This is a genomic window from Pseudoxanthomonas sp. SORGH_AS_0997, from assembly GCF_031453535.1.
In the GTDB taxonomy this organism is placed as follows: domain Bacteria; phylum Pseudomonadota; class Gammaproteobacteria; order Xanthomonadales; family Xanthomonadaceae; genus Pseudoxanthomonas_A; species Pseudoxanthomonas_A winnipegensis.
On sequence record NZ_JAVIZI010000001.1, the window covers coordinates 1,364,235 to 1,388,814 of the forward strand.

General features: G+C 63.2%; 23 protein-coding genes and 1 tRNA gene. 11 read left to right on the forward strand and 13 right to left on the reverse strand.

The features are described from left to right. Positions 1 to 321: 321 nt before the first annotated feature. Positions 322 to 1,059, forward strand: a complete 738-nt coding sequence (phbB, locus tag QE438_RS06115; RefSeq protein ID WP_306991760.1) for an acetoacetyl-CoA reductase — start codon at positions 322 to 324, stop codon at positions 1,057 to 1,059. 7 nt (positions 1,060 to 1,066) lie between these two features. On the opposite strand, the gene QE438_RS06120 is transcribed toward phbB, so the two are convergent. Continuing rightward, on the reverse strand, positions 1,067 to 1,972 hold the full coding sequence (locus QE438_RS06120; RefSeq protein WP_130518089.1) for a M48 family metallopeptidase: 906 nt from the start codon (positions 1,970 to 1,972) through the stop codon (positions 1,067 to 1,069). 13 nt (positions 1,973 to 1,985) lie between these two features. Next, positions 1,986 to 3,848 carry a formylglycine-generating enzyme family protein gene (locus tag QE438_RS06125; protein WP_306991756.1) on the reverse strand — a complete coding sequence of 621 codons (1,863 nt, stop codon included), beginning with the start codon at positions 3,846 to 3,848 and terminating at the stop codon, positions 1,986 to 1,988. Between the two features lie 129 nt (positions 3,849 to 3,977). On the opposite strand from QE438_RS06125, the gene rnd reads away from it, so the two are divergent. The 5 genes from rnd (at position 3,978) to QE438_RS06150 (ending at position 9,330) form a co-directional block, all read left to right on the forward strand. Further along, the gene (gene rnd / locus QE438_RS06130; RefSeq protein WP_306991754.1) at positions 3,978 to 5,063 is read left to right on the forward strand and encodes a ribonuclease D; all 1,086 of its coding nucleotides are present in this window, start codon (positions 3,978 to 3,980) and stop codon (positions 5,061 to 5,063) included. A 156-nt stretch (positions 5,064 to 5,219) separates the two neighbouring features. After that, positions 5,220 to 7,172, forward strand: coding sequence for a CocE/NonD family hydrolase (locus QE438_RS06135; RefSeq protein WP_306991751.1), 1,953 nt, complete (start codon positions 5,220 to 5,222; stop codon positions 7,170 to 7,172). Between the two features lie 66 nt (positions 7,173 to 7,238). Then, positions 7,239 to 7,781 carry an Lrp/AsnC family transcriptional regulator gene (locus QE438_RS06140; RefSeq protein WP_306991749.1) on the forward strand — a complete coding sequence of 181 codons (543 nt, stop codon included), beginning with the start codon at positions 7,239 to 7,241 and terminating at the stop codon, positions 7,779 to 7,781. Between the two features lie 115 nt (positions 7,782 to 7,896). Beyond that, positions 7,897 to 7,972 (forward strand) — tRNA-Ala (locus tag QE438_RS06145). Positions 7,973 to 8,118: 146 nt separating this feature from the next. Further along, the gene (locus QE438_RS06150; protein WP_306991747.1) at positions 8,119 to 9,330 is read left to right on the forward strand and encodes a tyrosine-type recombinase/integrase; all 1,212 of its coding nucleotides are present in this window, start codon (positions 8,119 to 8,121) and stop codon (positions 9,328 to 9,330) included. Between the two features lie 114 nt (positions 9,331 to 9,444). Here the strand turns inward: QE438_RS06150 and QE438_RS06155 are convergent, their stop codons facing one another. The 3 genes from QE438_RS06155 to QE438_RS06165 form a co-directional block, all read right to left on the reverse strand. Further along, positions 9,445 to 10,878 (reverse strand): hypothetical protein, encoded by a 1,434-nt coding sequence (locus tag QE438_RS06155; RefSeq protein WP_306991745.1) that lies wholly within the window; start codon positions 10,876 to 10,878, stop codon positions 9,445 to 9,447. Positions 10,879 to 11,163: 285 nt separating this feature from the next. Next, complete coding sequence (locus QE438_RS06160; RefSeq protein WP_306991743.1) at positions 11,164 to 11,388, reverse strand: hypothetical protein; 225 nt, start codon at positions 11,386 to 11,388, stop codon at positions 11,164 to 11,166. Positions 11,389 to 12,254: 866 nt separating this feature from the next. Next, positions 12,255 to 13,304: a hypothetical protein gene (locus QE438_RS06165; protein WP_306991740.1), complete on the reverse strand. Its 1,050-nt coding sequence runs from the start codon at positions 13,302 to 13,304 to the stop codon at positions 12,255 to 12,257. Positions 13,305 to 13,490: 186 nt separating this feature from the next. On the opposite strand from QE438_RS06165, the gene QE438_RS06170 reads away from it, so the two are divergent. Then, complete coding sequence (locus tag QE438_RS06170) at positions 13,491 to 13,997, forward strand: MarR family transcriptional regulator (protein WP_306991738.1); 507 nt, start codon at positions 13,491 to 13,493, stop codon at positions 13,995 to 13,997. A 384-nt stretch (positions 13,998 to 14,381) separates the two neighbouring features. Here the strand turns inward: QE438_RS06170 and QE438_RS06175 are convergent, their stop codons facing one another. After that, a complete protein-coding gene (locus QE438_RS06175) occupies positions 14,382 to 14,861 on the reverse strand; it encodes a hypothetical protein (protein WP_306991735.1) in 480 nt (159 codons plus the stop codon). Then, positions 14,858 to 15,301 carry a hypothetical protein gene (locus QE438_RS06180; RefSeq protein ID WP_306991734.1) on the reverse strand — a complete coding sequence of 148 codons (444 nt, stop codon included), beginning with the start codon at positions 15,299 to 15,301 and terminating at the stop codon, positions 14,858 to 14,860. Before QE438_RS06180 ends, QE438_RS06175 begins: the two co-directional genes overlap by 4 nt. A 158-nt stretch (positions 15,302 to 15,459) precedes the next feature. Here QE438_RS06180 and QE438_RS06185 point away from each other — a divergent pair, with 158 nt between their 5' ends. The 4 genes from QE438_RS06185 to QE438_RS06200 all read left to right on the forward strand — a co-directional run bounded on the left by QE438_RS06185 (position 15,460) and on the right by QE438_RS06200 (position 19,073). After that, positions 15,460 to 15,783, forward strand: coding sequence for a helix-turn-helix transcriptional regulator (locus QE438_RS06185; protein ID WP_306991732.1), 324 nt, complete (start codon positions 15,460 to 15,462; stop codon positions 15,781 to 15,783). A 669-nt stretch (positions 15,784 to 16,452) separates the two neighbouring features. Then, positions 16,453 to 17,049 (forward strand): hypothetical protein, encoded by a 597-nt coding sequence (locus QE438_RS06190; RefSeq protein ID WP_307183993.1) that lies wholly within the window; start codon positions 16,453 to 16,455, stop codon positions 17,047 to 17,049. Positions 17,050 to 17,207: 158 nt separating this feature from the next. Further along, complete coding sequence (locus tag QE438_RS06195) at positions 17,208 to 17,684, forward strand: hypothetical protein (protein WP_306991728.1); 477 nt, start codon at positions 17,208 to 17,210, stop codon at positions 17,682 to 17,684. 558 nt (positions 17,685 to 18,242) lie between these two features. Continuing rightward, positions 18,243 to 19,073, forward strand: a complete 831-nt coding sequence (locus QE438_RS06200) for a hypothetical protein (RefSeq protein WP_306991725.1) — start codon at positions 18,243 to 18,245, stop codon at positions 19,071 to 19,073. Positions 19,074 to 19,154: 81 nt separating this feature from the next. Here the strand turns inward: QE438_RS06200 and lolD are convergent, their stop codons facing one another. The 6 genes from lolD to sdhA form a co-directional block, all read right to left on the reverse strand. Continuing rightward, positions 19,155 to 19,856, reverse strand: a complete 702-nt coding sequence (gene lolD / locus QE438_RS06205) for a lipoprotein-releasing ABC transporter ATP-binding protein LolD (RefSeq protein WP_130518069.1) — start codon at positions 19,854 to 19,856, stop codon at positions 19,155 to 19,157. Beyond that, on the reverse strand, positions 19,849 to 21,111 hold the full coding sequence (locus QE438_RS06210; RefSeq protein WP_130518067.1) for a lipoprotein-releasing ABC transporter permease subunit: 1,263 nt from the start codon (positions 21,109 to 21,111) through the stop codon (positions 19,849 to 19,851). Before QE438_RS06210 ends, lolD begins: the two co-directional genes overlap by 8 nt. Before the next feature lie 109 nt (positions 21,112 to 21,220). Then, complete coding sequence (locus QE438_RS06215) at positions 21,221 to 21,535, reverse strand: hypothetical protein (protein WP_309732829.1); 315 nt, start codon at positions 21,533 to 21,535, stop codon at positions 21,221 to 21,223. A gap of 28 nt (positions 21,536 to 21,563) precedes the next feature. Continuing rightward, complete coding sequence (locus tag QE438_RS06220; RefSeq protein ID WP_306991721.1) at positions 21,564 to 21,830, reverse strand: succinate dehydrogenase assembly factor 2; 267 nt, start codon at positions 21,828 to 21,830, stop codon at positions 21,564 to 21,566. A gap of 71 nt (positions 21,831 to 21,901) precedes the next feature. After that, positions 21,902 to 22,681 (reverse strand): succinate dehydrogenase iron-sulfur subunit, encoded by a 780-nt coding sequence (locus QE438_RS06225; protein ID WP_130518061.1) that lies wholly within the window; start codon positions 22,679 to 22,681, stop codon positions 21,902 to 21,904. 104 nt (positions 22,682 to 22,785) lie between these two features. Continuing rightward, a complete protein-coding gene (sdhA, locus tag QE438_RS06230) occupies positions 22,786 to 24,579 on the reverse strand; it encodes a succinate dehydrogenase flavoprotein subunit (RefSeq protein WP_130532072.1) in 1,794 nt (597 codons plus the stop codon). Between the last annotated feature and the right edge of the window lies 1 nt (position 24,580).

The following is a 24,580-nucleotide window of genomic DNA, read 5'->3' on the forward strand; positions in this document are numbered from 1 at the left end:
GTCATTCGTGCGTCACGCACTCCCGCAACGCCGAGCTCGCGAGCCGGATTTCTTCAAGCGATAACCAGGCGGCAGGCGCAGCAAGCGCTATCTGCTCAGGGTGCCTGTACGAATCTCAGCGATTAATCAGGCAGGCCTCGCATTGATCGCGGCCTCGCGGTGAATGCGACTGAGGGCAGGAAGGCGACGCCTTCGGTATTGCTCTACCCCGCGCCATGCTGCGCAGCATGGATTGCCGCATCACTAAGACAAGACCCGCACAGACGGGGCCGCAAGCCTGCGGAGTATCCTTGCGCGCTGTCCTTCATCGATCCTGCATCCATGACTCCACGCATCGCATTGGTGACCGGCGGCATCGGCGGCCTGGGTACGGCGATCTGCCGCACCCTGACCGAGGCCGGCCACACCGTCATCGCCACCGACCTGCCGGCCGACCCTGCGCGCCTCGAGGCCTTCCAGGCGGCCACCGACGGGCGCGTGGCCTTCGAACCGGCCGACGTCGGCGACGATGCGCAATGCGCGCAGCTGATCGCCCGCGTCCAGGCCACGCACGGCGCGCTGGACATCCTGGTCAACAATGCCGGCATCACCCGCGATGCGACCCTGCGCAAGATGGACCTGGCGCAGTGGAACGCGGTCCTGCAGGTCAATCTGACCAGCGCCTTCCAGCTGTGCCACCACGCCATCGCCGGCATGGTCGAGCGCGGCCACGGCCGCATCGTCAACATCAGCTCGGTCAGCGGCCAGACCGGCAACTTCGGCCAGGCCAACTACGCGGCGGCCAAGGCCGGCCTGCATGGGTTGACCATGTCCCTGGCGCGCGAGGTCGCCTCCAAGGGCGTCACGGTCAACAGCGTGTCCCCGGGCTATGTGCGCACGCCGATGACGGCGGCCATGCCGGCCGAGGTCCTGCAGCGCACCACGGGCCTGGTGCCGGTAGGCCGGCTGGGCGAGCCGGAGGACATCGCCCGCGCGGTGCGCTTCCTGACCGAGGACGCGGCCGGTTACATCACCGGCGCCAACCTGCCGGTCAACGGCGGGCTGTACATGGGCTTCTGAAGACGCGCTACAGCGGCTGGTCGCTCGCCGGCTGACCGCCGCAGTAGCGGGCGCGGAACTGCTCGGCCTCGGGCATCAGCTGCTGCAGGCGAGCGATGCGGTTGGACGGGTCCGGGTGGGTGGAGGCGAACTCCGGCGGACGCTCGCCGCCGCCCAGCTGGGACATGCGCTCCCACAGCGGGATGGCCTGCTGCGGGTCGTAGCAGGCCGCGGCGGCCAGCATCAGGCCGACCTCGTCGGCCTGGGATTCGTGGTTGCGGCCGTAGGGCAGCACCACGCCGTACTGCACGCCGGCGCCGAGTGCGGCCATGGTCTGCTGGTCCATGCCGGACATGCCTGCGGCCACCTGCCCCATCTGCACCAGCTTCTGCTGGGCCATGCGCTGCGAGCTGTGGCGCAGCAGCGCATGGGCGATCTCATGCCCCATCACCACCGCCAGCGCATCGCGCGTCTGCGCGATCGGGAACAGCCCGGTGTAGACGGCGATCTTGCCGCCCGGCAGGCAGAACGCATTGGCCTCGTCCGAGCGCAGCACGCTGACCTGCCAGTCGTAGCCGGACAGGTCCGGCACCGGCTGGTCGTGCTGCTTGGCCAGGTCGGCCGCCACCTGCGGCACGCGTGCGATCAGGCGCTGGGCAATGGTCGCCACTTCCTGGCTGGTCGGGTCGCTGGCCGGCAGCAGCGCGCCCTGCTGGCGCGCCTCGCCCAGCACCTGCTGGTAGGCCTGCACGCCGAGCTCGGATTCCTCGCTGGGCGTGGCGCCGTAATGCGCGTCCTGGCCGGTGTAGGGATCGGTCTGACGGCTGGAGATCCACTGGAACGCCGCATAGCCGGCGAACAGCAACAGGATCCACCAGCGGATCCCGAATCCGCGCCGCCGCTGCATGCCCCCATTGTCGTAAGCCGCATTCATGCCTTGATCCTTGTCAGATGCCGCGCACCACGCGGAAGCCTACTCGCGCACTGGTCATGTCCGAGTCCTGCGAGGCACGCCACGCCGCCCGCGCCTGCTGCGGCGAGGAGGCCCACCCGCCTCCCCGGATCACCCGGGCCCGGCAGCCGGGATTGAACCACGCCGCGCCGTCGCCCGGCGCACGCCGGAAGCTGGCGTGCCAGCAGTCGGCGACCCACTCGCTGATGTTGCTGCCTACGTCGTATAGCCCCCAGGCGTTCGGCTTGAACGTGGCCACCGGCGCCGGACCCCACCAGCCATCGCCGTAGCCGACGAAGGCGTTGCCCCAGTGGCGACCGCTGGGCGAGACGTCGTTGCCGCCGGTCAGGTTGCCCACGCCCGCCGGCGGCGGAGTCGAGTTGCCCCACGAGTAACGCCCCTGGCTGCCGGCGCGCAGGATGTATTCGAACTCGGCCTCCGAGGCCAGGCGGTAGGCGTGCCCGGTCTGCTCGGCCAGCCAGTCGGCATAGGCCTCCGCGTCGCGCACGCTGACGTGCAGCACCGGCATGTCGTCGGCCGCCTTGGCGCCGGCGTAGTCGGACTGCCAGTCCACGCCGCTGCGGCGCACGAAGTTGCCGCTGCGCTCGTCGTAGACGATCGAATGCCCGCGCCGCGTCGCCCGCGAACGGTATTGCGTGGCCTGCACGAAGCGCCGGTACTGGCCCACCGTCACCGCCGTGCGCGAGACGGCAAAGCCGCGGTCGAAGCGCACGTAATGCGCCGGCTGCTCGGCCTCGGACGCACCCGGCTCGTCCTCGTCGGCGCCCATGCGGAAGGCGCCATGCGGCACCACCACCATCACCGGCGTGCGGCCACCGCCGCGCATGGCATCGGTGAAGGACTGGCCGGGCCGGAACAGGCCGTAGTGCGTGGCCAGGTCGATGCGCTGGCGCAGGTCGGCGGCCACCGGATCGCCGGGCCGGGCGATGCGCAGGGCGGCCTCCAGCTTCTGCCGCGCGTCCTTCAGGCCCAGCGGCGAGACCAGATCGTTCACGCCGGCGTCGCGCAGCGCGGCGATCTGGCGGGTGCGTTCGGCTTCGATGCGCGCGTAGCCGTCCTTGACCGTCTGCGCGTCCTCGCGCAGGCCGTTGGCGAAGCCCATCCAGCGGGCGGCCTCGTCGAAGTCGCCGGCGCGCGCGGCTTCCTCGGCGCGGCGGATGAAGGCGCTCTCCGTCGCCGCCATGCCCTGCAGAGCGCGCGGCTGGTCCGGCGCCTGCGCCAGCACGGCGCGGAAGGTGCTCAGCGCGCCGTCCTTGCCCTCCTCGCCCAGCAGGCCCTGGCGCAGCTGGCTCTCGCCGGTGGCGTTGAGCCGGGCCAGCTGCTCGGCCAGATCGACCTGCTCCAGATACGGTTCGGCGCGCGGATCCTGCGCCAGCACGGTGCGCACCACCGCGGCGATGCGCACCGCGCGCGCCAGCGCCTCCGGATCGTCCTGGGCGGCGGCGACCGCGCGCCGGCCCTGGGCCAGCAGGGCGGTGCCGGCGTTGGCCAGGCCGCGTTTGGCGACGGCGTCGTTGGGATTCAGGCGCAGCAGCGCCAGGTACAGCGGGATGGCATCGCGCGGCTGTTCGAACAGGTCGCCCGCGCGCAGCGCGGCGGCGGCCTCGCGGCGCGCCTGGCGCACCTGGCCCGGTTCCAGCGCCAGCGCGGGCGGCGACCAGTTCAGCGCGGCATCGCCATTGCTGTCGCTGATGGTCACGCTGGGCGTGCGCGCCGGCGCCTGGCCGGCCGCGGGCGCCGGGCTGGCCACAGGCGTGGCCGGCCGCGCGGCGGGCTCGGGCGCGCGGTCGCAGGCTGTCAGCAGCAGCGCCAGCAGCGCCGGGGCGAATCGCCGCAAGGTTCCTCCCGTCATGATCCAAAGGCGGCCGATGGCCGGGGACGTTAGGCTATTGTCGCCCCAACCGCGCCAAGGCGTGTGCAAGCTCGCGCGACGGGGCGCCCCCTGGTTCCCAACCTCGAGACCCGCGTGCCCCTCTGGATCGACACCCCCGACGCGCTGCGAGCGCACCTGCAGCAGCTGCCCGCCTGGGTGGGCCTGGACACCGAATTCATCCGCGAGAAGACCTTCTGGCCGCAGCTGGCCCTGGTCCAGATCGCCATCGGCGACACCATCCTGCTGGTCGACCCGCTGGTGCCTGGCATGCCGCAGGCCCTGGCGCCGCTGCTGGCCGATTCCGGCGTGGTCAAGGTGATGCATAGCGCCAGCGAGGACCTGATCGCGCTGCGCTGCGCCTGCGGCGTGCTGCCCTCGCCCTTGTTCGACACCCAGATCGCCGCGGCGCTGGCCGGCATCGGCGGCGGCATGGGCTACCAGAAGCTGGTGGCGCAGATCACCGGGGTCACCCTGGCCAAGGGCGAGACCCGCTCGGACTGGCTCAAGCGCCCGCTCAGCCCCGCGCAGCTGGAATACGCGGCCGACGATGTGGTCCACCTGGGCGCGCTGTACGCGGCGCTGACCGAGAAGCTGCAGGCGCTGGGCCGGCTGGACTGGCTGCAGGCCGATGGCGCGCGACTGATCGCCCAGGGCGAGGACGATGGCGGCGAGCGCTGGCCGCATCTGGCGCTGCGCAGCGCGCAGTTCCTCGATGCGCCGGCGCAGCATCGCCTGCTGCGGCTGCTGCGCTGGCGCGAGGCGCAGGCACGCGCCAGCGACCGGCCCAAGAGCTGGATCCTGGACAACGAGCTGGCCGTGACCCTGGCGCGCACGCCCATGGCCTCGCGCGAGGCGCTGATCGACTGGCTCGAACGCCAGCCCAAGTCGCCGCGCAAGCTGGCCGACGCGCTCTGGCAGGCCCTGTCCACGCCGCTGCCGGACGAGGCCGACGCCCCGCTGGCCAAGAACGGCGACCAGGACAAGCAGCGCCTGAAGAAACTGCAGGACGCCGTGGCCGCGCACTCGGCCGCGCTCGGCCTGCCCGACGGCATCCTCGCCTCGCGCCGCTGGCTGGAGGCGCTGATGGAGCACGGCCAGTGGCCGGCCGCGCTGGAAGGCTGGCGCCGCGCCCAGCTCGAACCGGTGCTGGCGCCGTTGCTGGCCTCGCCACGGGCCTGACCACAGGCCCCGTCCGAGGGCGCGAATCCCGCTATCGCGCCAGCAGGCCAGGCGCTACGCTACGACGTCCTCCGGACCGGTCCTTCGCACGCGCGGCCTCGCGCTGCGAACGCGAGCCCGGCGCGGGACGCCCCGTCGCCCGCCTCGGAGAAGCTGATGTCTCGGTTGCACCGTCCTGCCCTGTTCTTCGCCAGCACCACGCTGTTGCTGTCCGCGCTGCTGGCCATGCCGACGCTGCTGGCGCAGCAGAAGCCCGAGCCCGATCGCCCCGCGCACTTCGTCGTGCCCGACGACCCGGAGGCGGATTTCGTCCGCCGCGAGGTCGAGATCCCGATGCGCGACGGGGTCAAGCTGCATACGGTCATCCTGGTGCCCAAGGGCGCCCACCGCGCGCCGATGCTGCTCACCCGCACGCCCTACGATGCCGACGGCATGACCACGCTGGCCAAGAGCAACCGCCTGGCCGCCGTGCTGCAGGGCTACGACAACTTCCCCGAGCTGTTCAACAAGCACGGCTACATCCGCGTGGTCCAGGACATCCGCGGCAAGTACGGCTCGGAGGGCGACTACGTCATGAACCGGCCACAGATCGGCCCGCTCAACGACAGCAACGTCGACCATTCCACCGACACCTGGGACACGGTGGACTGGCTGTCCAAGAACGTGCCCGAGTCCAACGGCAAGGTCGGCATCCTGGGCATCTCCTACGACGGCTTCACCAGCCTGATGGCGCTGTTCCATCCGCATCCGGCGCTCAAGGTGGCCATCCCGATGAACCCGATGGTTGACGGCTGGCGCGGCGACGACTGGTTCCATAACGGCGCCTTCCGCCAGACCAACCTGCCCTACATCTACGAGCAGGAGGCCACGCGCGGCAACACCATCCACTGGATCCAGACCGACGCCGACGACTACGACTTCTACCTCAAGGGCGGCGCGGCCGGCCTGATCGGCAAGCGCCGCGGCATGGACCAGCTCGGCTTCTTCCGCAAGCTGCTGGCGCACCCCTCCTACGACGCCTTCTGGCAGGAACAGGCGGTGGACAAGCTGCTCGCCAAGGAGCCGCTCAGCATCCCGGTGATGCTGGTGCACGGCCTGTGGGACCAGGAAGACATCTACGGCGACATGGCCGTGTACGCGGCGCTGGAACCCAAGGACACGCGCAACGACAAGGTGTTCCTGGTGATGGGCCCGTGGAACCATGGCGGCCAGCGCGAGGACGGCACCCACCTGGGCGCGATCAAGTTCGACACCGACACCGCCGCGACCTTCCGCCGCGAGGTGCTGCGCCCGTTCCTGGACCACTATCTGATGGACGACGCGCCGCCGATGCAGGTCTCGCCGGTGACCGTCTACCGCACCGGCGAGAACCATTGGGAGCATCTGAAGTCCTGGCCGCAGGGCTGCGCCTCGGGCTGCCGCATCGCCGAGCAGCCGCTGTATCTGAAGGACAATGGCACCGCCGGGTTCGATGCGCAGGCCACCGCAGGCAGCGATGAGTACGTGTCCGATCCGTCCAACCCTGTGCCCTTCCTGCCCCGGCCGCTGCCGGCCACCGGCTACGACGACAACCCGTGGCCGAGCTGGCTGGTCAGCGACCAGCGCCAGGCCGCCGCGCGCCCGGACGTGCTGACCTTCGTCACCGATGTGCTGGACGCGCCGCTGCGCATCAGCGGCACGCCCAAGGTGGACCTGCGCCTGTCCACGACCGGCAGCGACGGCGACTTCGTGGTCAAGCTGGTCGACGTCTACCCCGACGTGGTGCCGGACGATCCCAAGCTGGGCGGCTACCAGTTGATGGTTTCGGCCGACATCCTGCGCGGGCGCTACCGCGAAAGCCTGGAGCACCCCAGCGCGATCCCGTCCAATACCACCGTGCCGATCCGCTTCGACCTGCCCGTGGCCAACCACACCTTCCTGCCCGGGCACCGGGTGATGGTGCAGGTCCAGTCGAGCTGGTTCCCGCTGTACGACCTCAATCCGCAGACCTTCGTGCCCAACATCTTCCTGGCCCAGCCCAAGGACTACCGCGAGGCCACCATCAGCGTGAAGCTGGGCGGCGCGCAGGCCAGTTCGGTGCTGCTGCCGGTGGTCAGCGGCATCAAGTGATGCGACAGGGCGGCGTCGATTCGACGCCGCCTTGCCCTTGCGCAAGCCGACGCCAGCATCCTCCGCATGTCTTCCGATGTCCCCCCCGAGGCGGCCGCCCGGCCGCTGCGTATCGATCCGGGCCTGCGCCTGGATCAGGACGACCTGAGGATCCTGCAGATCCTCTCGCGCCAGGCGCGCGTGACCAAGTCCACCCTGGCCGGCGAGATCGGCCTGTCGATCACGCCGACCTGGGAGCGCGTGCGCAAGCTCGAGGCCGCCGGCCTGATCCGCGGCTACCGCGCGGTGATCGACTGGCAGCGCCTGTTCAAGACCAGCCAGGTGCTGGTGCAGATCGTGCTGGGCCAGCACACCGCCACCTCGATGCGCACCTTCGCCCAGCGCATGGCCGACGCCCCGGAAGTGGCGTTCTGCTACGCCACCGGCGGCGGCATCGACTACATCGCCATGATCGAGTGCAGCGACATCGCCCAGTACCAGGCCTTCATGGAGCAGTTGCTGCGCGAGGACCTGGGCATCGCCCGCTACTCCACCTACGTGGTCACCAAGGCCATCCGCGCTCCGGGCGAGCGCCCCCTGCCCGCCCTGGACCAGCCGCGGGAGGGCTGAGCGCCAGCCAGGCGCGTGCCCGGTCCATGCCAGAACGCCTTCGCGCCGTCGCCTTGAGATCGCACGCAGACCGGTTGGCAATCCGCAGGCGCATCGTTAGAATGGCGCTCCCCTTGGGGCCATAGCTCAGCTGGGAGAGCGCGTCGTTCGCAATGACGAGGTCGGGAGTTCGATCCTCCCTGGCTCCACCAAGTTCCAAAGCCCCGCTTCGGCGGGGCTTTTTGTTTCAAGGACTTAGGCAATTTAGCAGTTGATGCGGATGGTCCTTGTCCAATCATCGATGCGCGGCCCTTCCTATGTTCTGGCTTAGGCAGAACTTATGGACTGAGCAATCGATATGCGTATCCAGCTGACCAAGAAGATCGTCACCAGCACGCTACCCAAGGATCGCCCCTACGAACTCAGGGATGCCCAGGTGCGCGGCCTACTGCTCCGAGTGCAGCCCAGCGGGCATCGCGCTTGGATCGTCACTTGGGCGCATGGGAAGCGTCGTACATTGGGCTCCGTCGAGCACTTGTCGCTCGATCAGGCTAGGGATGTCGCCCGGAAGGTCGTTGCCGAATTCGTCCAGACGGGCTTACCAAGCATCGCCAAGCCAGAACCAGTCAAGATCACGCTTCGCGCCTTCCTGGACAATCACTACGCGCCTTGGATCAAGACGGAGTTGAAGCGGGCAGACGACACGTTGCGGCGCATCGAACAGGCGTTCGCAGCCCTGCTGCCAATGACCTTGACCGACATTGACGCCAAAGTCATCGAACGTTGGTGGCTCAAACGGCTGAGTGACACGATTCAACCCGGCTCAAAGCAGACGATCTCCAAAGCCACTGCATCCCGAAATTTAGCGACCTTGCGCTCAGCAATGTCCAAAGCTGTTAAATGGGGAATGCTAGAAACCAACCCTGTGACCAATGCAGCCCTGAAGGTCGCCAAGCCCCGCAGTGTCGTCCGGTTCCTAAGCACTGCCGAAGAACATCGCTTGCGGTCTGCCCTTACAGCGCGCGACAACGCCCATGCTGCAGCACGTAAGTCAGCGAACCAGTGGCGTACAGCGAGGAAACGTGCGCTGTTGCCAGAAGCGCCGGAAGGCGCCTTTGCCGACCATCTGACCCCTATAGTCCTGCTCGCGATGAACACGGGGCTTCGTAAGGGCGAACTGCTGTCGCTGAATTGGTCGGATATCAACCTGCAGGCTCGGATGCTGACCGTTCGAGCCGAACATGCGAAGTCCGGCAAACAACGCCACGTTCCTTTGAACAATGAAGCGATGTCGGTGTTGCAGCGTTGGCGGCCGAAGACCTCTGGCTCCGGAACTGTATTCGGAATCTCCAGTGTGAAATCATCTTGGGAAAAACTGATCGCAGTCGCAAAGATTAACGATTTTCGCTTTCACGACCTGCGCCATCACTTCGCTAGCCGGCTAGTGATGACTGGAGTGGATTTGAATACCATCCGTGAACTGCTTGGCCACGCGGATCTAACAATGACCCTGCGTTACGCACATCTGGCTCCCCAGCATTTGGCTGCAGCGGTCGCAAAATTGTGTTAGCGAATGTGCGCGGCTAAGCTCGTTCCCTTGCACTATGAAGCGGCGCATTAGAACGAAAGACAATTCCTTGCGCGCCTTGCACTTGAGAATCAGCCAACGATTTCCCCCAAAATCTCACAAAACTAATCGGTCGAAGCGATCATTCAGGATTGTTCTTGCGGCATCGTAGTGCATTGCTGAAGCTGACTTAACCAATATCTCAAGATCTGCATCATCCAATACGATCATATAGCCGCGCCCGTCCTTCGCAGTATCCCTGCACATGGCATCAATCTTTTTCCGATCACTAACCCCTCGACAAATTAGAATTCCAACTTGGCCGCCAGATTTTGAGAAACGGCCAGATAGCTGGTCCAGCTCAGGGTTTTTAACATCCTCAGTGTAATTCTTGAATTCAACGAAGACATATGGGGCCGTATAATGCTTTGCAAGCCAGCAAAAAAAGCCAGCGCTGGCGGCATTTGTGAACCTTAAATCTACAATTTTTCGGCCTTGATTGATTGGGGCTTGGCGAACTGGGTGTACGAGAGAGGGATAAAGAAGGGCTGAGAGGAGACCTTCGACGGCTCGCTCATACTTGTGGGCTTGTGCACCCCCGGGAGAAACGGTTACCACGGCCTTATAAAGGTCAAATAGTTGAACCTTAGCACCCCCTTCGATTTCAGCAAACTTATTATTACTTATAGGTGGTGAAGGTTCAGATGCTCTTTCGCTTTTATACTTAGCAAGTACATCCGGATTGTCCTCAGTCAACTTTGCCACAACATCTTTGCCTACACCATAGTGCTTCATCAAAGACTTCTTCGTGACTCTTCGCTTCTTACTCTTAAGCACTTCCACCAGACCAGATCCGCTGGCCAAGTGTTGTCTCTGCATTTCCGGCAACAAGTAATGCCTATAGTAGGCCCCAACATCGTAAGCGCCTGCAAGGCGAACAATGGTTTTCGGAACTAAAACCAAGCTTTCGCCCTTCGGCATAGGAAGCTCTATATGTCGCGACCTCCAACTCTGCGCTTGCATGTCCCAACAAGGACCGGATGAAACATTTGCCACCATCGGAATCCCGTAATAGCGACACATGTCTTGCGTGTATTCAATTAGTGGAGCCCGAATGATATTGCAAACTGCATCAGAGATCATATCGGCGCCCACGCCTTCAATTAAAAGCACAGTGTCTTCCAAGTCGGAGAGCACACCTGACTTGGCCGCCTTACTTGTTAGCAGAGATTCCCACACAGACTTCGCGGACCCCTTACCAAACGCATGACCGCGCGACTTTCCAGATGAGTATCCAAGATGAAAATCGTTTCTTTCGTTCAAAGAGCTAAGTAACGAGACTGCCCGAGTTCGATTACCACTCTTAACCGCATCAAGGACATTACCGAAGAAATTTTGAAGTAGGGCAACACAATGACTTGACCAAGGAGTGTCCATGGCCCGTATAGCGGTAGGCTCCACAAAAACTGGGATGTCCGTATCCAGTGGTACATCCACGAAATCGAGCTCTGCCTGCTTTCGCTTCAGTCTGTATTGCTGAGATACACGCATTCTACCCTCCCATATTGGCCTCAACGCCAAGGCGAAACCCGTAAGATCCCATTGCTCAAACACAGAATGAGAAATGGATTCAACTCACCAAAACATGACTCTCTTCGAAGGTATGGGATGTCATGAGCGGCGGCAGCCTCAATGCCGTCTAATGCTGTGTACTGTCTCTATTGCTCTCTGACCCCAACGCCTAATCCTATGAATTGATAGGTATCCTGCGGCCATAAACGGACATCGAATTGTTGAACAGACAGAATCACGAGACTGCGTCTGTTTGAGCTGATTTTATGGCCTTGGCTCGTAAACAAACTTCCCATCAGCGCAAATTTTTAATTCCAATGAATCGCCGCCATGAACATCAGTGAGGAGCACCTTGGTTCCTGACTGAATCGCAGTACGCAGCATTTCCGGAACCTCTTCCTCAGAAATTGGATTGGCCGTTTTCTTCGCCAACAAATCATAAAATGCTTCAAACTCGATAGTGATTAACGATGCTTTAGTGACGTCCATTTCTTTCCTTAAGGCGGGGTAACGACCCAAACACATGTAATATTATTGTTGCATCATCGATTTAGTTCGAAGGACTTACATAGCGCGCCATAGTAGGCCACACCTTGATACGACTCGATATTAAGATAGTTGGGTTGGTCTAACAAGCCTGCGTACAAAAAAGGCAGCAGCGCACACCACACGTAGCTGGCAGACCCATCTTTGGTCGCAAAGCCCTCTCCTTCCCTAGGGAGACTAATTCAAGATGCCATTGTAGTGCCAACACACTGCATAGAACTTCATAGATACACAGGCACGCCCTTTACCTGCTTAGAATCGCAGCCGTGCGGCTCTGGCTAGCATACAGATCCCGCGATTTCAGCTTGGAGTTTACATGTGCTTCCAACGCGGTCACACATGAAGTTAGACTGTCCAGATCGCTTCATGCCTAGAAGCGCGGCAGAAGCGCGTGGCCGCGGCTCCAGACGATAGGCGACAAATCCGTAGCAAGAACCACAGGAACGCAACAGTGACGCTTACAGGTCGTTGTAGAGGCGCCCGCAAGGGTGCCGAAGCAACACGGAATCCGGCATGGGAACCCGGAAGCTAACTCCGGTACTGAAAGCAATGAAATTTCGTCCCAAGGGCTTCCCTCCTTCTAACTCCGGAACACTATTCTCCTGCGCGTCCCCGAAGGGGCGCGCACACGGGGACCAAGGTGCGAAGGGCCGAAGGCCCGGAGCACCGAAGGGACACGGCATCTTTAAGCCCCGGAAGCGTTACGTTCGCCGTAAGCTTTTAAGGTTACTAGTTGATGTATGTAGTTAGGTATAGCTTTTATGGGAAGCGTTACGCCGCACGTAACGCTTCCGGACTACAGTTTTGCCCTACCAATCCTCACCAAATTTGCGTTCCGCTTCCACCAGCGCGTCCAGCTCCACGATCTTTTCCTGACGCTTCACCTTGTCCCGGTGACGCTGCTGCCGTGCTCGCGCCTTGACCTGCCTCCATGCCTTGCGGGGATCCTCACTGCCGGTGGTACGCACGACCGTGGCCCGCACGCGTTCGGAAAACACCGCGCACTGCTCAGACACCGGGCACACCTGGCACGACGCGTCGTCACGCAGGCTGATGTAGCCGAAACACCCCGGCACCATCAGACGGCGCTCTTTTGCACCATGCTCAATGGGCACACCAGAGGCTCCAAGCAGCGCCTCACGCACCAGTTGCGGGCCGAACACCGCGACCGCTTTGCGCTGCGTCAACGCGTGACGCTCGCAAAGGTACTTCCCAAGGGTCCGGGCCGGATCTTCCGCAGCTACGACGACCTGTTGCAACATCTGAATAGCCGCATTCTGCACCGCATCGTGCTGGTACTGCCCCGCGAAGAACCTGGGATCCCAGTCTTCCGCGTACAGCCGTTCAGCGATCAGTTCCGTAGTGAGCAGGTCGCGCGTCCGAGGCAGCGCCAGCTTGCCGTACAGCTGATTCGGACGAGGGGGTCGCTGCCACTTGTCGTTGATCAGATGCCCTCCCAAGATCGCATCCAAATGCACGTCGTAGGGCAAACCCACAACATCGGCCTGCTGCCGTGCACGCCACAAAGCGCTCATCTCACCAGGACTGTTTGCCGGGAACAGAACGTTGATCGGACGCTTCTTGCCGGTATCTGCTTCCGGGAACTGCCTGGCGTACCACTCGATATAGGCTTCGTGATATGCCTTGACGAACAGTTCGGTGCGCTGCAAGGGCGTCATGTAGCGATATCCGATCCAAGCCTGTTGCTGCAATTCCGGCTCGGCTTCCAAGTGACGCCGCTCGATCCACGTACCGACCAAGGCCGCTTCTGCTTCCAGGCGCTTAGCCTTGTCGGGCTGCTTACGTGCATCTTCTAGCGCGCGAACGCGCTGCAAGGCTGCTATTTCATTCTTTGCCATGATCTTCAACTCAGTGTCGCCCGCACATCGGGGCGACACCTATTGTGTAGATCAGGCTCCACCATAGAACCACTTCTTACCAACAGTACGAATTGTCGAAAGAGCCCTGGAAATTGGCGTTTCGGCGCTGCTTCTCCGCACTTAAATTAGTTGATGTAGCATTCTTTCTGGGCGTACCATGCGCCCATGGACATGAAACGCGCGCTGCGGAACAAGAAACGCGATGATCGAATCGATGGACTGTTTGCCGTCGAACGCGAGCTTCGCGCACTGCTGGATCGCCGGCTTGAGCCTTATGGACTGACGTACTCTCAGTACAGCTTGCTGCGCTTCATCAACGACCCGCCGGTGCTTGAGTCAGGCGCGCCGGCTGGTCCAGTCCATCACGGCGACATCGCGCACTACTTCGGCTTTGCCCCGCGCACGGTCACTGTGGCCGTGAACGCACTGGTGGCAAAGCGACTGGTCCAACGTACCCGTTCGACAGTCGATGGACGCACGCAAGAACTTGCGTTGTCCAGCAAAGGACAACGCGTCTTCGCAGAAGCCACCAAGGCTTATGACAAGACCCGAACCGTGTTCAACGCCCTTCCGCGTCTACATTGGACACGGCTTTGGGACATCATTCCCAACCTTCTGAGTGAAATCAGCAATCAGGGCCGAATGGACACTTTGAAGAAGAGCAGAGAGTGACTTTGCGGCATGTTGCCCCTGTATGGAGTGCTCAGATCGCAACGTCCACATCGGGGCCTGGGGATAGCGCCAATGCGGACCGTCCTAGGACTTCCAGCTGGATGCAGATCATCCGCAAAGGTTGCGTAGCGACGCATCGCACCAAGGCGCACAAGTGCGCGTATGGGGCACTCGGGCCAATCACGCTACGCCCGTAGCTTCCATGCGCCGTGCGCGGCCCAGATCGCGCCACAGACGCCCTGGCGTCGATCGAAATTACTGAGATCAGGGGCCCGTAATCTCGCTAAGAAGCGCATAGCCCCGGACCAAAAGAAAGAGCGCGCTGACAGCGATGTCTAGCGCGTTCCTCGGGTGGGCCCGTGGGTCGAAGCGACAGTGTCCGGGCTATTTGCCCTTTGCCGCCGCTTCCGCTCTTTCGGCGGCAGCTGCGAGTTCTCGATACGAATGAGGTCGGTCGTTTGCGCGCTCATCCGCTTGAGCCATCCAGTCCGTGCCTTCGGTACCGATCGCCGTCAGGTCGGTGCCACAGTGCTTGCATAGCACCGCATGCAACTGAATCGACTCAGCGCACTTGGGGCACGTCCGAACTTGTCGGGGCTCGCCACTGGCAGCGAATGCCACGCATAGCCCCAGCACTGCCGCAACACCGCTGGCGATCATCCAGGGCTGCAAGCGCTGCTGCTGCCCCTTCGCGTCCGCCCCTGCCAAGCGAGCCTCGAGGCCGTCAACAGTCCCCATGCCCAGCACCGCTTGGAATCCTGCGCGCGCCTGGTCTCGATCCAGTGACGAATACTTGATCCACGTGGCCAACCCGCCCAGCAGCCCAACGGTGAAGATCAGCCATCCGAAGGCCTTGAAGTTCACTTGCCACCTCCGAAGGCAGTCGGGCTGATCTCGATCACGCCCCCTTGGTTTAGCCCGAGCCGGATCTTCGACGTGCTCCCCGCCGTGATGGTGACCGAGAGTTCCCGGCGATGGGCTGCTTCGTTGTTCCACGAGCACGTGCCCTTGCCCGCAGGACCGGCGCCCAGGATGTGGCTACCTGCTGGCACCTGCAAGGACACCGCTTCGCCCCGATACAACTGGGCTGCCAAGGTTCCGTCCACATAGAACGCCATGGGGCATAGACCCGCCATTTGCCCGAGATCCCGGACCACGATCACCTTGCCCGTAGTGGCTTGATCGCCTTCCTTGAACGCAAAGATCCGATCAGCCGCGACCGGCTTGGCTTCCTTCAAGTCCACCGGGTGGGTAGCACATCCGGCGAGCATCGTCGTCAAGCAAAGCAGCACGTAACGCTTCATGCGATTGATTCCCCTTGGTTGTTGGCATGCATCGCGGTCGCCAAGTGCCCCTTGCGGCCGATTTGGCTCCGCGTGATGATATTACCGATACGGTAGTGGTTTCTACTGATGGGGTACATAGGTCATGCTCTCGCAGGTTCAGTCACCGTTCCCTCCGCGTGTCCACGCCCGACGCGATTACCGCCATCTTTGCCAAGCGTTTGAAGCAGGCCCGTGCGATGCGCGGGCTGTCGCAGCGCGCGCTGGGGGCTCTGGTGGATAAGGACCAGTCCAAGGACAAGGGCTCGGTGCGGATCAACCGCTATGAGCAGCAAGTCAACCGGGCGGACATGGACTCGGCCGCAGCATTGGCCAAGGCGCTGGATGTGCCCGTGGCTTACCTGTTCGCGGAAACCGACGACCTGGCAGAGCTGATCCTGGCGTACTCCAAGCTTGATGCCGACCAGAAGGCTGCACTCCTGTCGTCGATCAAGCGGGATTAACGCCCTACAGACGGGCGTTCAAGCAGCCAAGCAGCCAGCTTTCCGACAGCTGCGGCTAGCGTGCCCCAGCCCGGCTTACGGGCGCCTTACGGGCTCATCGCGCGAACCAGCGCCCTTCATATCTAGCTGATTTTAAAACATTTTTCGGAGCATTACTCTCAGGTGCGCCGTCACTCATAGTGACAGGGCCGGACACCTACGGCCGGCCATACGGTCCGCAATTAACGCGCAAGTAGCACTCAATCATTGCCGGGACCTTCACACAGTTCCGCATCGCTTGACTGTCCGGCCCGCTAGACGCACGCAGAGCTGTCTTTGAATCCAGCCCAGGCGCAGCTATTCATAACCAGGCGTAACCTGAACAAACGACATACATCACAATTGCAACCTCTTGCACAGGCAGAGATAACCTCGTAAGATGTTAAATGAGGGCATCTTTATTGCAGGTCTCTGTTACCCTCGAAGAAAAGCCAGCAATCCACTGCTAATGGATTGCCGGCTTGCTAGCAAGTCGCAAGAAGTGGGTTCCGTCGAAACTGAACGCCGAAGTCAATCCGAAAATTATAGAACGTACGAGGCCACATGTAAAGAGCCAAGGCATCTATAACGTACAGATCGAACGGAACCCCTACTACATGTATCCACATAGGAGTTCCAATGAAACCTAAAATGACTGTACGTAAGGCAAGCCGGCTCTTTGCAGCCACCGAGGAAGAGCTGGCCGAAGAGGCGGTGAAGTACGCCAAGAGCAACCGACAAGAAGGCATGTCGTTCCCTCTGTGGTACACAAATTGCCTGAAACTTGGCGCCAAGGACATCTGTGAAGGAAAGAGCACGGCGGAGGCCTTTCAGCGGGTCACCAATTTCCCGGATGCCTTGAAGGAAAAGGCTCACGGTCTGATCCGAAGCTTCCAAGAGATTGTCGCTGCCAACGACGACATAGACTTTACCCCCAAGCAAAGCCCCAAGGGTTGCAACACGTCGATCGAAGGCGTGACGCTCAGTACCCGACAGGACCTGGTGGCGTCGAACAAGTCAGATGGCCGACTGCTTCTCCTCTACTTCCATGTTGTGGACGCGCCGATGAAGACGCAGCAGGCTGTAGCGCTGCTCCACTTGGCGCAGTACATCGCCGATGCCCGCCAGATCAATGCTGACGTTGCCATCGTAGACATCCCCCGTAAGCGCCTGATCCGTGTCCACGAAGACTACGATCCGGAGCAGATGAAGGCGACAGTCGCTAACGCAATGAGCAAGCTCCAGTAAAGCGGATGGTAGTGTGGTGTTCGTCTGAGAACGGACACCACCCTTGCCACCTCAAAGTCGCGGCAGCCAGATCGTTTTTTGGTTTTACAAGCTGACAGCACAGCACAACTCTGTCTGCCTTGCTTCGCCCTGCCCTGCGGTTACCAATGGAGAGACAAATGGCAAAGCAAGGGAAGTTTTTGGGATTTGACGGCAAATACCATCCGACTGGCTGGTTTCTGGGAATGGACGGCAAATACCACGCACCCGGCTCGTTCCAAGGCATTGACGGCAAATATCACCCCAAGGGATATGTTCTCGGCATCAATGGGACGTACCATAAGCCCGGAGCAGTTCTAGGCATGGACGGTAAGTACCACGCTAAGGACTACGTCCTTGGGCTCGATGGCAAGTACCACAAAAACGTCGAAGTGCTAGGACTCGACGGAAAGTATCATCCAAAGGACTGGGTGCTTGGTCTTGATGGGGATTACCACCCTAAAGATCACTTCCTCGGACTTGATGGCAAGTACCATCCCAAAGGAAGTGTGCAAGGGGTCAAAGGTAAATACTATCCACCGGGCTACTTCTTAGGCGCCGATGGGGAATACCATCCGCCGGGGTCCGTTTTGGGCGTTGACGGGAAGTATCACTAGAGTGACTCGCCGCGCGCAACGAGGATGCCTGCAAGCGGCAACTTAAGAATTCCTCACACAGCTAAACATTGAGGCTTCCTGGCCACTTACTTTGCGTCATCTAGCTGCGCGAGATCGGCTATCTTGCTGTTTCGAAAGGAACTGATCCTACATACTCAATGAGTTTAGCGTCGTTCGCAATGACGAGGTCGGGAGTTCGATCCTCCCTGGCTCCACCAAGTTTCCCGTTTGCGTTCATCCGCAAATGTTCGACAAAGGTCTGATTTAAAGGGATTTCCCTGAGAATCAGGCCTTTTTTGTTTGCAGCTTTGGCGCGGCCTCGCCGACTTCGCGTACCAACCCGCGCTGACGCCCAGCAGCCCGTGTCCACGAGGTCGGAACTGGAAAGTTCACTGGGTGGCCATGGGCCGGGCGCCCCCACTAGAACCTGGCCGCCGGGGTGCTGATTGCCATCACGCCTTCCTCGCCGCCACTGCGCCTGGAGGCCACCCGGGCGGACATTCCCGCACATGCGCGCTTGTCCTATAGTCGTCCCGTCTACGCATTGGGGAATGCCGTATGTACAAGTGGATGCTTGGCTGGGCGCTGCTGTTGGCCGGCGCAGCGCCGGGGATGGCTGCGGCTGTGGACGCGGTTCCGGCCGCGGAGACAGCGGACATGATCCTGCCGGTTTCCGGCGAACTGGGCATCGATCCGCAGGGTAAGGTCTTCGCGATCGATATCCGCACCATCGTCACTCCACCGCTGAAGGACCTCATCGAGAAGTCGGTGCGGCAGTGGAAGTTCGAGCCTGTGATGCACGACGGCAAGCCCGGCTATGCCAAGACTTCCATGCAGCTGGCACTGGTGGCGACTAAGGTGGACAGCGGCTACCAGTTGCACATACGCGATGTCCGCTTCTATTCGACCCGACAGCCCGCGACATCCATGGAGCCGCCACGCTATCCCGTAGACGCGGCACGCGCCGGCGTGATGGGCAACGTGCTCCTGGCCGTGCGCATCAATGCGCAGGGACAAGTCGTGGATGCAATGGCGACCCAGGTCGCGTTTCCATATCGCGACATGAAGCCGAAGCAGAGCGCGCAATGGGCCAAGGCCTTCGGCAAGGCCTCCATCGAAGCCGCCAGGAAATGGCAATTCACGCCAGCCAATGTCGAGTTCGGCGATGTCGCCGATGCCACCTTGATCCTTCCGGTGACGTTCTGGCTGGGCGAGTCCAAATCCCCCATCAACGGATGGCAGGAACTTCCGACCATCATCCGCACGCCGATTCCTTGGCTTGCCGAGGCTGAGCAGTCCTTCGATCCGGTGGGTCTGCGCGATGGACAGTCGCTGGCGCTGCAATCTCCGGTGCACTTGTTGACCGTCGTTAACGGACAGGCGCTGTAGAACAAGCGAGGTTTCAACCAGCTTTGAGACAAAGAAAAAGCCCGCCATCGGCGGGCTTTTTTCGTTGCGTGCGTTTCGGACTCAGAGCGCGATCGGACGCAGCTTGCCCTGGTGCAGCTCCAGCGTGCGGTCCAGGCGGGCGGCCAGGCCGCGGTCGTGGGTCACCAGGACCAGGCTGGTGCGCTGAGCGCGGTTGAGGTCCAGCATCAGCGAGAACACGGTCTCGGCGGTCTTGTCGTCCAGGTTGCCGGTGGGCTCGTCGCCCAGCACGCAGCCGGGGTTGTTGACTAGCGCCCGGGCCACGGCCGCGCGCTGGCGCTCGCCACCGGAGAGTTCGCCCGGCTTGTGCTCCAGGCGATGGCCCAGGCCGACGTGTTCGAGCAGCGTGGTCGCACGCTGGCGCGCCTCGCTCAGGTCGCCGCCGCCCAGCGCCACCGGCATCATCACGTTCTCCAGTGCGGTGAACTCGGGCAGCAGGTGATGGAACTGGTAGACGAAGCCCAGCGCCCGGTTGCGCAGCTTGCCGCGCGCCGCATTGGACAGGCCCGACATCTTCTGCCCGGCGACGAAGACCTCGCCCGAGGTCGGCGTATCCAGGCCGCCCAGCAGGTGCAGCAGCGTGCTCTTGCCGGCGCCTGAGGCGCCGACGATGGCCACGGTCTCGCCGGCCTGCACGTCCAGATCCAGGCCGTCGAAGACCGGCGTCTTCATCTTGCCCTCGGCATAGGTCTTGGCCAGCGCCTGCGCGCGGATCACGCTGCTGTCTTGCATCGGCTTACTCATAGCGCAGGGCCTCGGCCGGGTCGGTGCGCGCCGCGCGCCAGGCCGGATACAGCGTGGCCAGGAAACTCATGGTCAGCGCGACCAGGGCGATCACCACGATCTCGTGCGGGTTGAGCACATACGGCAGGCCGGTGATGTAGTACACGTCCGAGGGCAGCAGGACCACGTGGAAGGTGTGCTCGATCAGCTCCAGGATGCGCTCCAGGTTCATGGTCAGCACGATGCCGCTGATCACGCCGACCACGGTGCCGATCACGCCGATCAGCGAGCCCTGCACCATGAACACCTGCATCACCCCGCGCGGGGTCAGGCCCAGCGTGCGCAGGATGGCGATGTCGGCCTGCTTGTCGGTCACCAGCATGACCTGCGAATTGACCAGGGTGAAGGCGCCCATGAGGATGATCAGCGACAGCAGCACGCCCATCACCGTCTTCTCCATCTTCAACGACTGGTAGAGGTTGGCGTTGTCGCTGGTCCAGTCGCTGATGCGGTATGGATAGGGATTCACTTGCTGCAGGCGCATGGCCAGGTCGCGCGCCACATCGGACGCCTGGTCCATGTCGTGCAGCATCAGGCGCACGCCGGTGACGCCGTCGCCCATGCGCTTGAGCCGCTGCAGGTCCTGCATGTCGACGAAGGCCATGCCCTTGTCGATGTCGTTGTAGCCGACGGTGAAGATGCCGGTGACGGTGAAGCGCTTGGTCTGCGGCAGGGCGCCGACGATCGTGCTCTGCACGTCGCTGGTCAGCACGTTGACCTTGTCGCCCACGCGCACGTTCAACCATTGCGCCAGCTCGCTGCCCAGCAGGATGTTGAACTTACCCGGCTGCAGCGAATCGACCGAGCCCTGGTCCATCTTCTTGGCCAGGACCGAAACGTGCGCTTCCTGGTCGGGCACGATGCCGCGCACCACCGCCGGCATGTTCTGCGTCGCGTTGCCGGCGATCAGGCCCTCGCCATCCACATACGGCGCCGCCCCCGCCACCCGCGGGTCCTCCATCGCCAGCTTCACCGCCGTCTGCCAGTCCCGCATAGGCTCGCCAGTCGAGGACACGGTGGCGTGCGCGGTCATCTGCAGCAGGCGGTCGCGGATCTCGCGCTGGAAGCCGCTCATCACCGACAGCGTGGTGATCAGCACCATCACGCCCAGCGCGATGCCGATGATCGAGGCCATCGAGATGAAGGAGATGAAACCGTTGCGTCGCTTGGCGCGCAGATAGCGCAGGCCGATGGCGACCGGGATGGGTTTGAACATTGCGGCCTGCGGTGAGGTGAACCAGGCCGTCGCGGGCCTGGCGGTGCGCTATGGTGCCATCGCCGCGCCGCGCGCGGAAATGGCCAGCCCGTCGGCGGCCAGACGCAGTTCACGTCGTGCGCGCGCCCTCCAGCGTATCGGGCCACCAGACCAAGTGACCGCGCCGGCCGGTGGCGTCGCGCCAGGCCAAAAACGCCAGCGGTCCGCGCCACTGCACCTGGCAGCGCGTCAGCGTTACGCCATCCAGCGTGGGCGCGGCGTCGCCGCCGGGGAAGACCAGCAGGCACGATGGCCGCCGCAGATAGCGCCGCAACGACACGCTCGCCTGCGCCGCGCTGCACGGCCCGAGCAACGCGATCCCCCAGCCCGGCAGGGCGCTGGCCAGGACCGCGCAGACGGCAAGCACGCCGATGAGCGCCAGCATCGCGCCCAGCAGGCGCGAGGGGCGCCACTCAAGCCGGCAGCTGGCGGATGCGTTCCATGAGCTGGGCGAGCGCGGCATCGGGGCAGTCCTCGTAGCCCATGAACCAGCGCCAGAGCTTATCGTCCTCGCATTCGAGCAGCGCTAGGAAAACCGCCCGTTGGTCCTCGGAATCGTCCTGCCAGGCGTGGTCCAGGTAGCGCTCGAACAGCTGGTCCAGCTCGCGCATGCCGCGCCGGCTGCGCCAGCGCAGGCGCTTGATCACCGGGTCGAAGGTGGGGTCGCTCGCGTCGCTCATGGGCGTGTCCAGTTCGTGGAAAGCAAAACGCCCTCCATCGGAGGGCGCCGTGCGTACAGCAGTCGAAGCGATCAGGCCGCGCGGGCCAGCATCAGCTTCTTGATCTCGGCGATCGCCTTGGCCGGGTTCAGACCCTTCGGGCAGGTGCGCGCGCAGTTCATGATGGTGTGGCAGCGGTAGAGCTTGAACGGATCTTCCAGATCGTCCAGGCGCGCACCGGTGTCCTCATCGCGCGAGTCGATGATCCAGCGGTAGGCCTGCAGCAGGATCGCCGGGCCCAGGTAGCGCTCGCCGTTCCACCAGTAGCTCGGGCAGCTGGTCGAGCAGCACGCGCACAGGATGCACTCGTACAGGCCGTCGATCTTCTTGCGGTCCTCCGGCGACTGCAGGCGCTCGCGGTCCGGCGCCGGGCTCTGCGTGCGCAGCCAGGGCTTGATCGAGGCGTACTGGGCGTAGAAGTGGGTCAGGTCCGGCACCAGGTCCTTGACCACGTCCATGTGCGGCAGCGGATAGATCGGCACCTCGCCGCGGCCGCAGTCCTCGATGGCCTTGGTGCAGGCCAGCGTGTTGGTGCCGCTGATGTTCATCGCGCACGAGCCGCAGATGCCCTCGCGGCAGGAGCGGCGGAAGGTCAGCGTCGGGTCGATCTCGTTCTTGATCTTGATCAGCGCGTCCAGAACCATCGGGCCGCACTTGTCCAGATCCACCTCATAGGTGTCGGTGCGCGGGTTCTGGTCGTCGTCCGGACTCCAGCGGTAGATCTTGAAGGTGCGCGTGTTCTTGGCGCCCTTGGCGGGGAAGTGCTTGCCCTTGCCGATCTTGGAATTCTTGGGGAGTGCAAACTCAGCCATGGCTTTAAAATCCGGGATTGGGGATTAGGGATTGGGGATGGGTTGAAAGCAGGAGCCGAAGCGTTCTCGAATCCCGAATCACCAATCCCGAATCCCGGCTCTGGTCAGTAAACGCGCGGCTTGGGCGGAACCACGTCAACATCCTTGCTGAGCGTGTACATGTGCACCGGGCGGTAGTCGAAGCTGCACTTGCCCTGCTCGTCGACGCTGACCAGCGTGTGCTTCTGCCAGTTGACGTCGTCGCGCTCGGGGTAGTCCTCGTGCGCATGCGCGCCGCGGCTCTCGTGGCGCTGTTCGGCCGAGTTGATCGTTGCCACCGCGTTGAGCAGCAGGTTGTTGAGCTCGTAGGTCTCGATCAGGTCCGAGTTCCACACCAGCGAACGGTCGGAGACCTTCACGTCCTGGAAGCTGTCGAACACCTTGGCCATCTTCTCGCAGCCCTCGGCCAGCGTCTTGCTGGTGCGGAACACCGCCGCGTCGGCCTGCATCGTGCGCTGCATGTTGTCGCGGATGACCGAGGTCGGCGTGTCGCCATTGGCGTGGCGCAGCTTGTCCAGCAGGCCCAGCGCCTTGTCGCAGGCGTCAGACGGCAGGGTCTTGTGCGGCTGGTTGGGCTGGATGGTCTCGGCGCAGCGGTTGGCCACCGCGCGACCGAACACCACCAGGTCCAGCAGCGAGTTGGACCCCAGGCGGTTGGCGCCATGCACCGACACGCAGGCCGCCTCGCCGATGGCGTACAGGCCGGGCACCACCGCATCGGGATCGTCGCCGACCTTGCGCACCACTTCGCCGTGGTAGTTGGTCGGGATACCGCCCATGTTGTAGTGCACGGTCGGCAGCACCGGGATCGGCTCCTTGGACACGTCCACGCCGGCGAAGATGCGCGCGCTCTCGGCGATGCCGGGCAGCTTCTCGTGGATGACTTCCGGGCCCAGGTGGGTCAGGTCGAGCAGGATGTGGTCCTTGTGCTCGCCCACGCCGCGGCCTTCGCGGATCTCGATGGTCATCGAGCGCGCCACGACGTCGCGCGAGGCCAGATCCTTGTAGTGCGGGGCATAGCGCTCCATGAAGCGCTCGCCACTGGAATTGCGCAGGATGCCGCCTTCGCCGCGCACGCCCTCGGTGATCAGGCAGCCCGCGCCGTAGATGCCGGTCGGGTGGAACTGCACGAACTCCATGTCCTGCATCGGCAAGCCGGCGCGCATGGCCAGACCGCCGCCGTCGCCGGTGCAGGTGTGGGCCGAGGTGGCGCTGAAGTACGCGCGGCCGTAGCCGCCGGTGGCCAGCACCACGCCATGGGCGCGGAACAGGTGCAGCGTGCCCTCGGCCATGTCCAGGGCCAGCACGCCGCGGCACACGCCCTCCTCGTCGAAGATCAGGTCGAGCGCGAAGTACTCGATCATGAAGCGCGCGTTGTGCGCCAGCGACTGCTGGTAGAGCGTGTGCAGCATGGCGTGGCCGGTGCGGTCGGCCGCCGCGCAGGTGCGCTGCGCCGCCGGGCCTTCGCCGTACTTGGTGGTCATGCCGCCGAACGGACGCTGGTAGATCTTGCCCGCCTCGGTGCGCGAGAACGGCACGCCGTAGTGCTCCAGCTCGATGATCGCCGGGATCGCCTCGCGCACCATGTACTCGATGGCGTCCTGGTCGCCCAGCCAGTCCGAGCCCTTGATGGTGTCGTAGAAGTGGTAGCGCCAGTCGTCCTCGCCCATGTTGCCGAGCGCGGCGGAGATGCCGCCCTGCGCGGCGACGGTGTGCGAACGGGTCGGGAACACCTTGGTCAGGCAGACCGTGGACAGGCCCTTGGCCGCCAGGCCGAAGGTGGCGCGCAGGCCCGCGCCGCCGGCGCCGACCACGACCATGTCGTACTTGTGTTCGGTGATCTTGTATGCGGAAGACATG

Excerpts from the sequence above, each read along its gene's own strand:
- QE438_RS06165 (WP_306991740.1), bottom strand. The coding sequence starts at position 13,304 with ATGGCAAAGAATGAAATAGCAGCCTTGCAGCGCGTTCGCGCGCTAGAA.
- QE438_RS06150 (WP_306991747.1), top strand. The coding sequence starts at position 8,119 with ATGCGTATCCAGCTGACCAAGAAGATCGTCACCAGCACGCTACCCAAG.
- QE438_RS06180 (WP_306991734.1), bottom strand. The coding sequence starts at position 15,301 with ATGAAGCGTTACGTGCTGCTTTGCTTGACGACGATGCTCGCCGGATGT.
- sdhA (WP_130532072.1), bottom strand. The coding sequence starts at position 24,579 with ATGTCTTCCGCATACAAGATCACCGAACACAAGTACGACATGGTCGTG.
- QE438_RS06195 (WP_306991728.1), top strand. The coding sequence starts at position 17,208 with ATGGCAAAGCAAGGGAAGTTTTTGGGATTTGACGGCAAATACCATCCG.
- QE438_RS06190 (WP_307183993.1), top strand. The coding sequence starts at position 16,453 with ATGACTGTACGTAAGGCAAGCCGGCTCTTTGCAGCCACCGAGGAAGAG.
- QE438_RS06170 (WP_306991738.1), top strand. The coding sequence starts at position 13,491 with ATGGACATGAAACGCGCGCTGCGGAACAAGAAACGCGATGATCGAATC.
- QE438_RS06210 (WP_130518067.1), bottom strand. The coding sequence starts at position 21,111 with ATGTTCAAACCCATCCCGGTCGCCATCGGCCTGCGCTATCTGCGCGCC.
- QE438_RS06215 (WP_309732829.1), bottom strand. The coding sequence starts at position 21,535 with ATGCTGGCGCTCATCGGCGTGCTTGCCGTCTGCGCGGTCCTGGCCAGC.
- QE438_RS06225 (WP_130518061.1), bottom strand. The coding sequence starts at position 22,681 with ATGGCTGAGTTTGCACTCCCCAAGAATTCCAAGATCGGCAAGGGCAAG.
- QE438_RS06220 (WP_306991721.1), bottom strand. The coding sequence starts at position 21,830 with ATGAGCGACGCGAGCGACCCCACCTTCGACCCGGTGATCAAGCGCCTG.
- QE438_RS06135 (WP_306991751.1), top strand. The coding sequence starts at position 5,220 with ATGTCTCGGTTGCACCGTCCTGCCCTGTTCTTCGCCAGCACCACGCTG.
- lolD (WP_130518069.1), bottom strand. The coding sequence starts at position 19,856 with ATGAGTAAGCCGATGCAAGACAGCAGCGTGATCCGCGCGCAGGCGCTG.
- QE438_RS06140 (WP_306991749.1), top strand. The coding sequence starts at position 7,239 with ATGTCTTCCGATGTCCCCCCCGAGGCGGCCGCCCGGCCGCTGCGTATC.
- QE438_RS06155 (WP_306991745.1), bottom strand. The coding sequence starts at position 10,878 with ATGCGTGTATCTCAGCAATACAGACTGAAGCGAAAGCAGGCAGAGCTC.
- QE438_RS06160 (WP_306991743.1), bottom strand. The coding sequence starts at position 11,388 with ATGGACGTCACTAAAGCATCGTTAATCACTATCGAGTTTGAAGCATTT.
- phbB (WP_306991760.1), top strand. The coding sequence starts at position 322 with ATGACTCCACGCATCGCATTGGTGACCGGCGGCATCGGCGGCCTGGGT.
- QE438_RS06120 (WP_130518089.1), bottom strand. The coding sequence starts at position 1,972 with ATGAATGCGGCTTACGACAATGGGGGCATGCAGCGGCGGCGCGGATTC.
- QE438_RS06200 (WP_306991725.1), top strand. The coding sequence starts at position 18,243 with ATGTACAAGTGGATGCTTGGCTGGGCGCTGCTGTTGGCCGGCGCAGCG.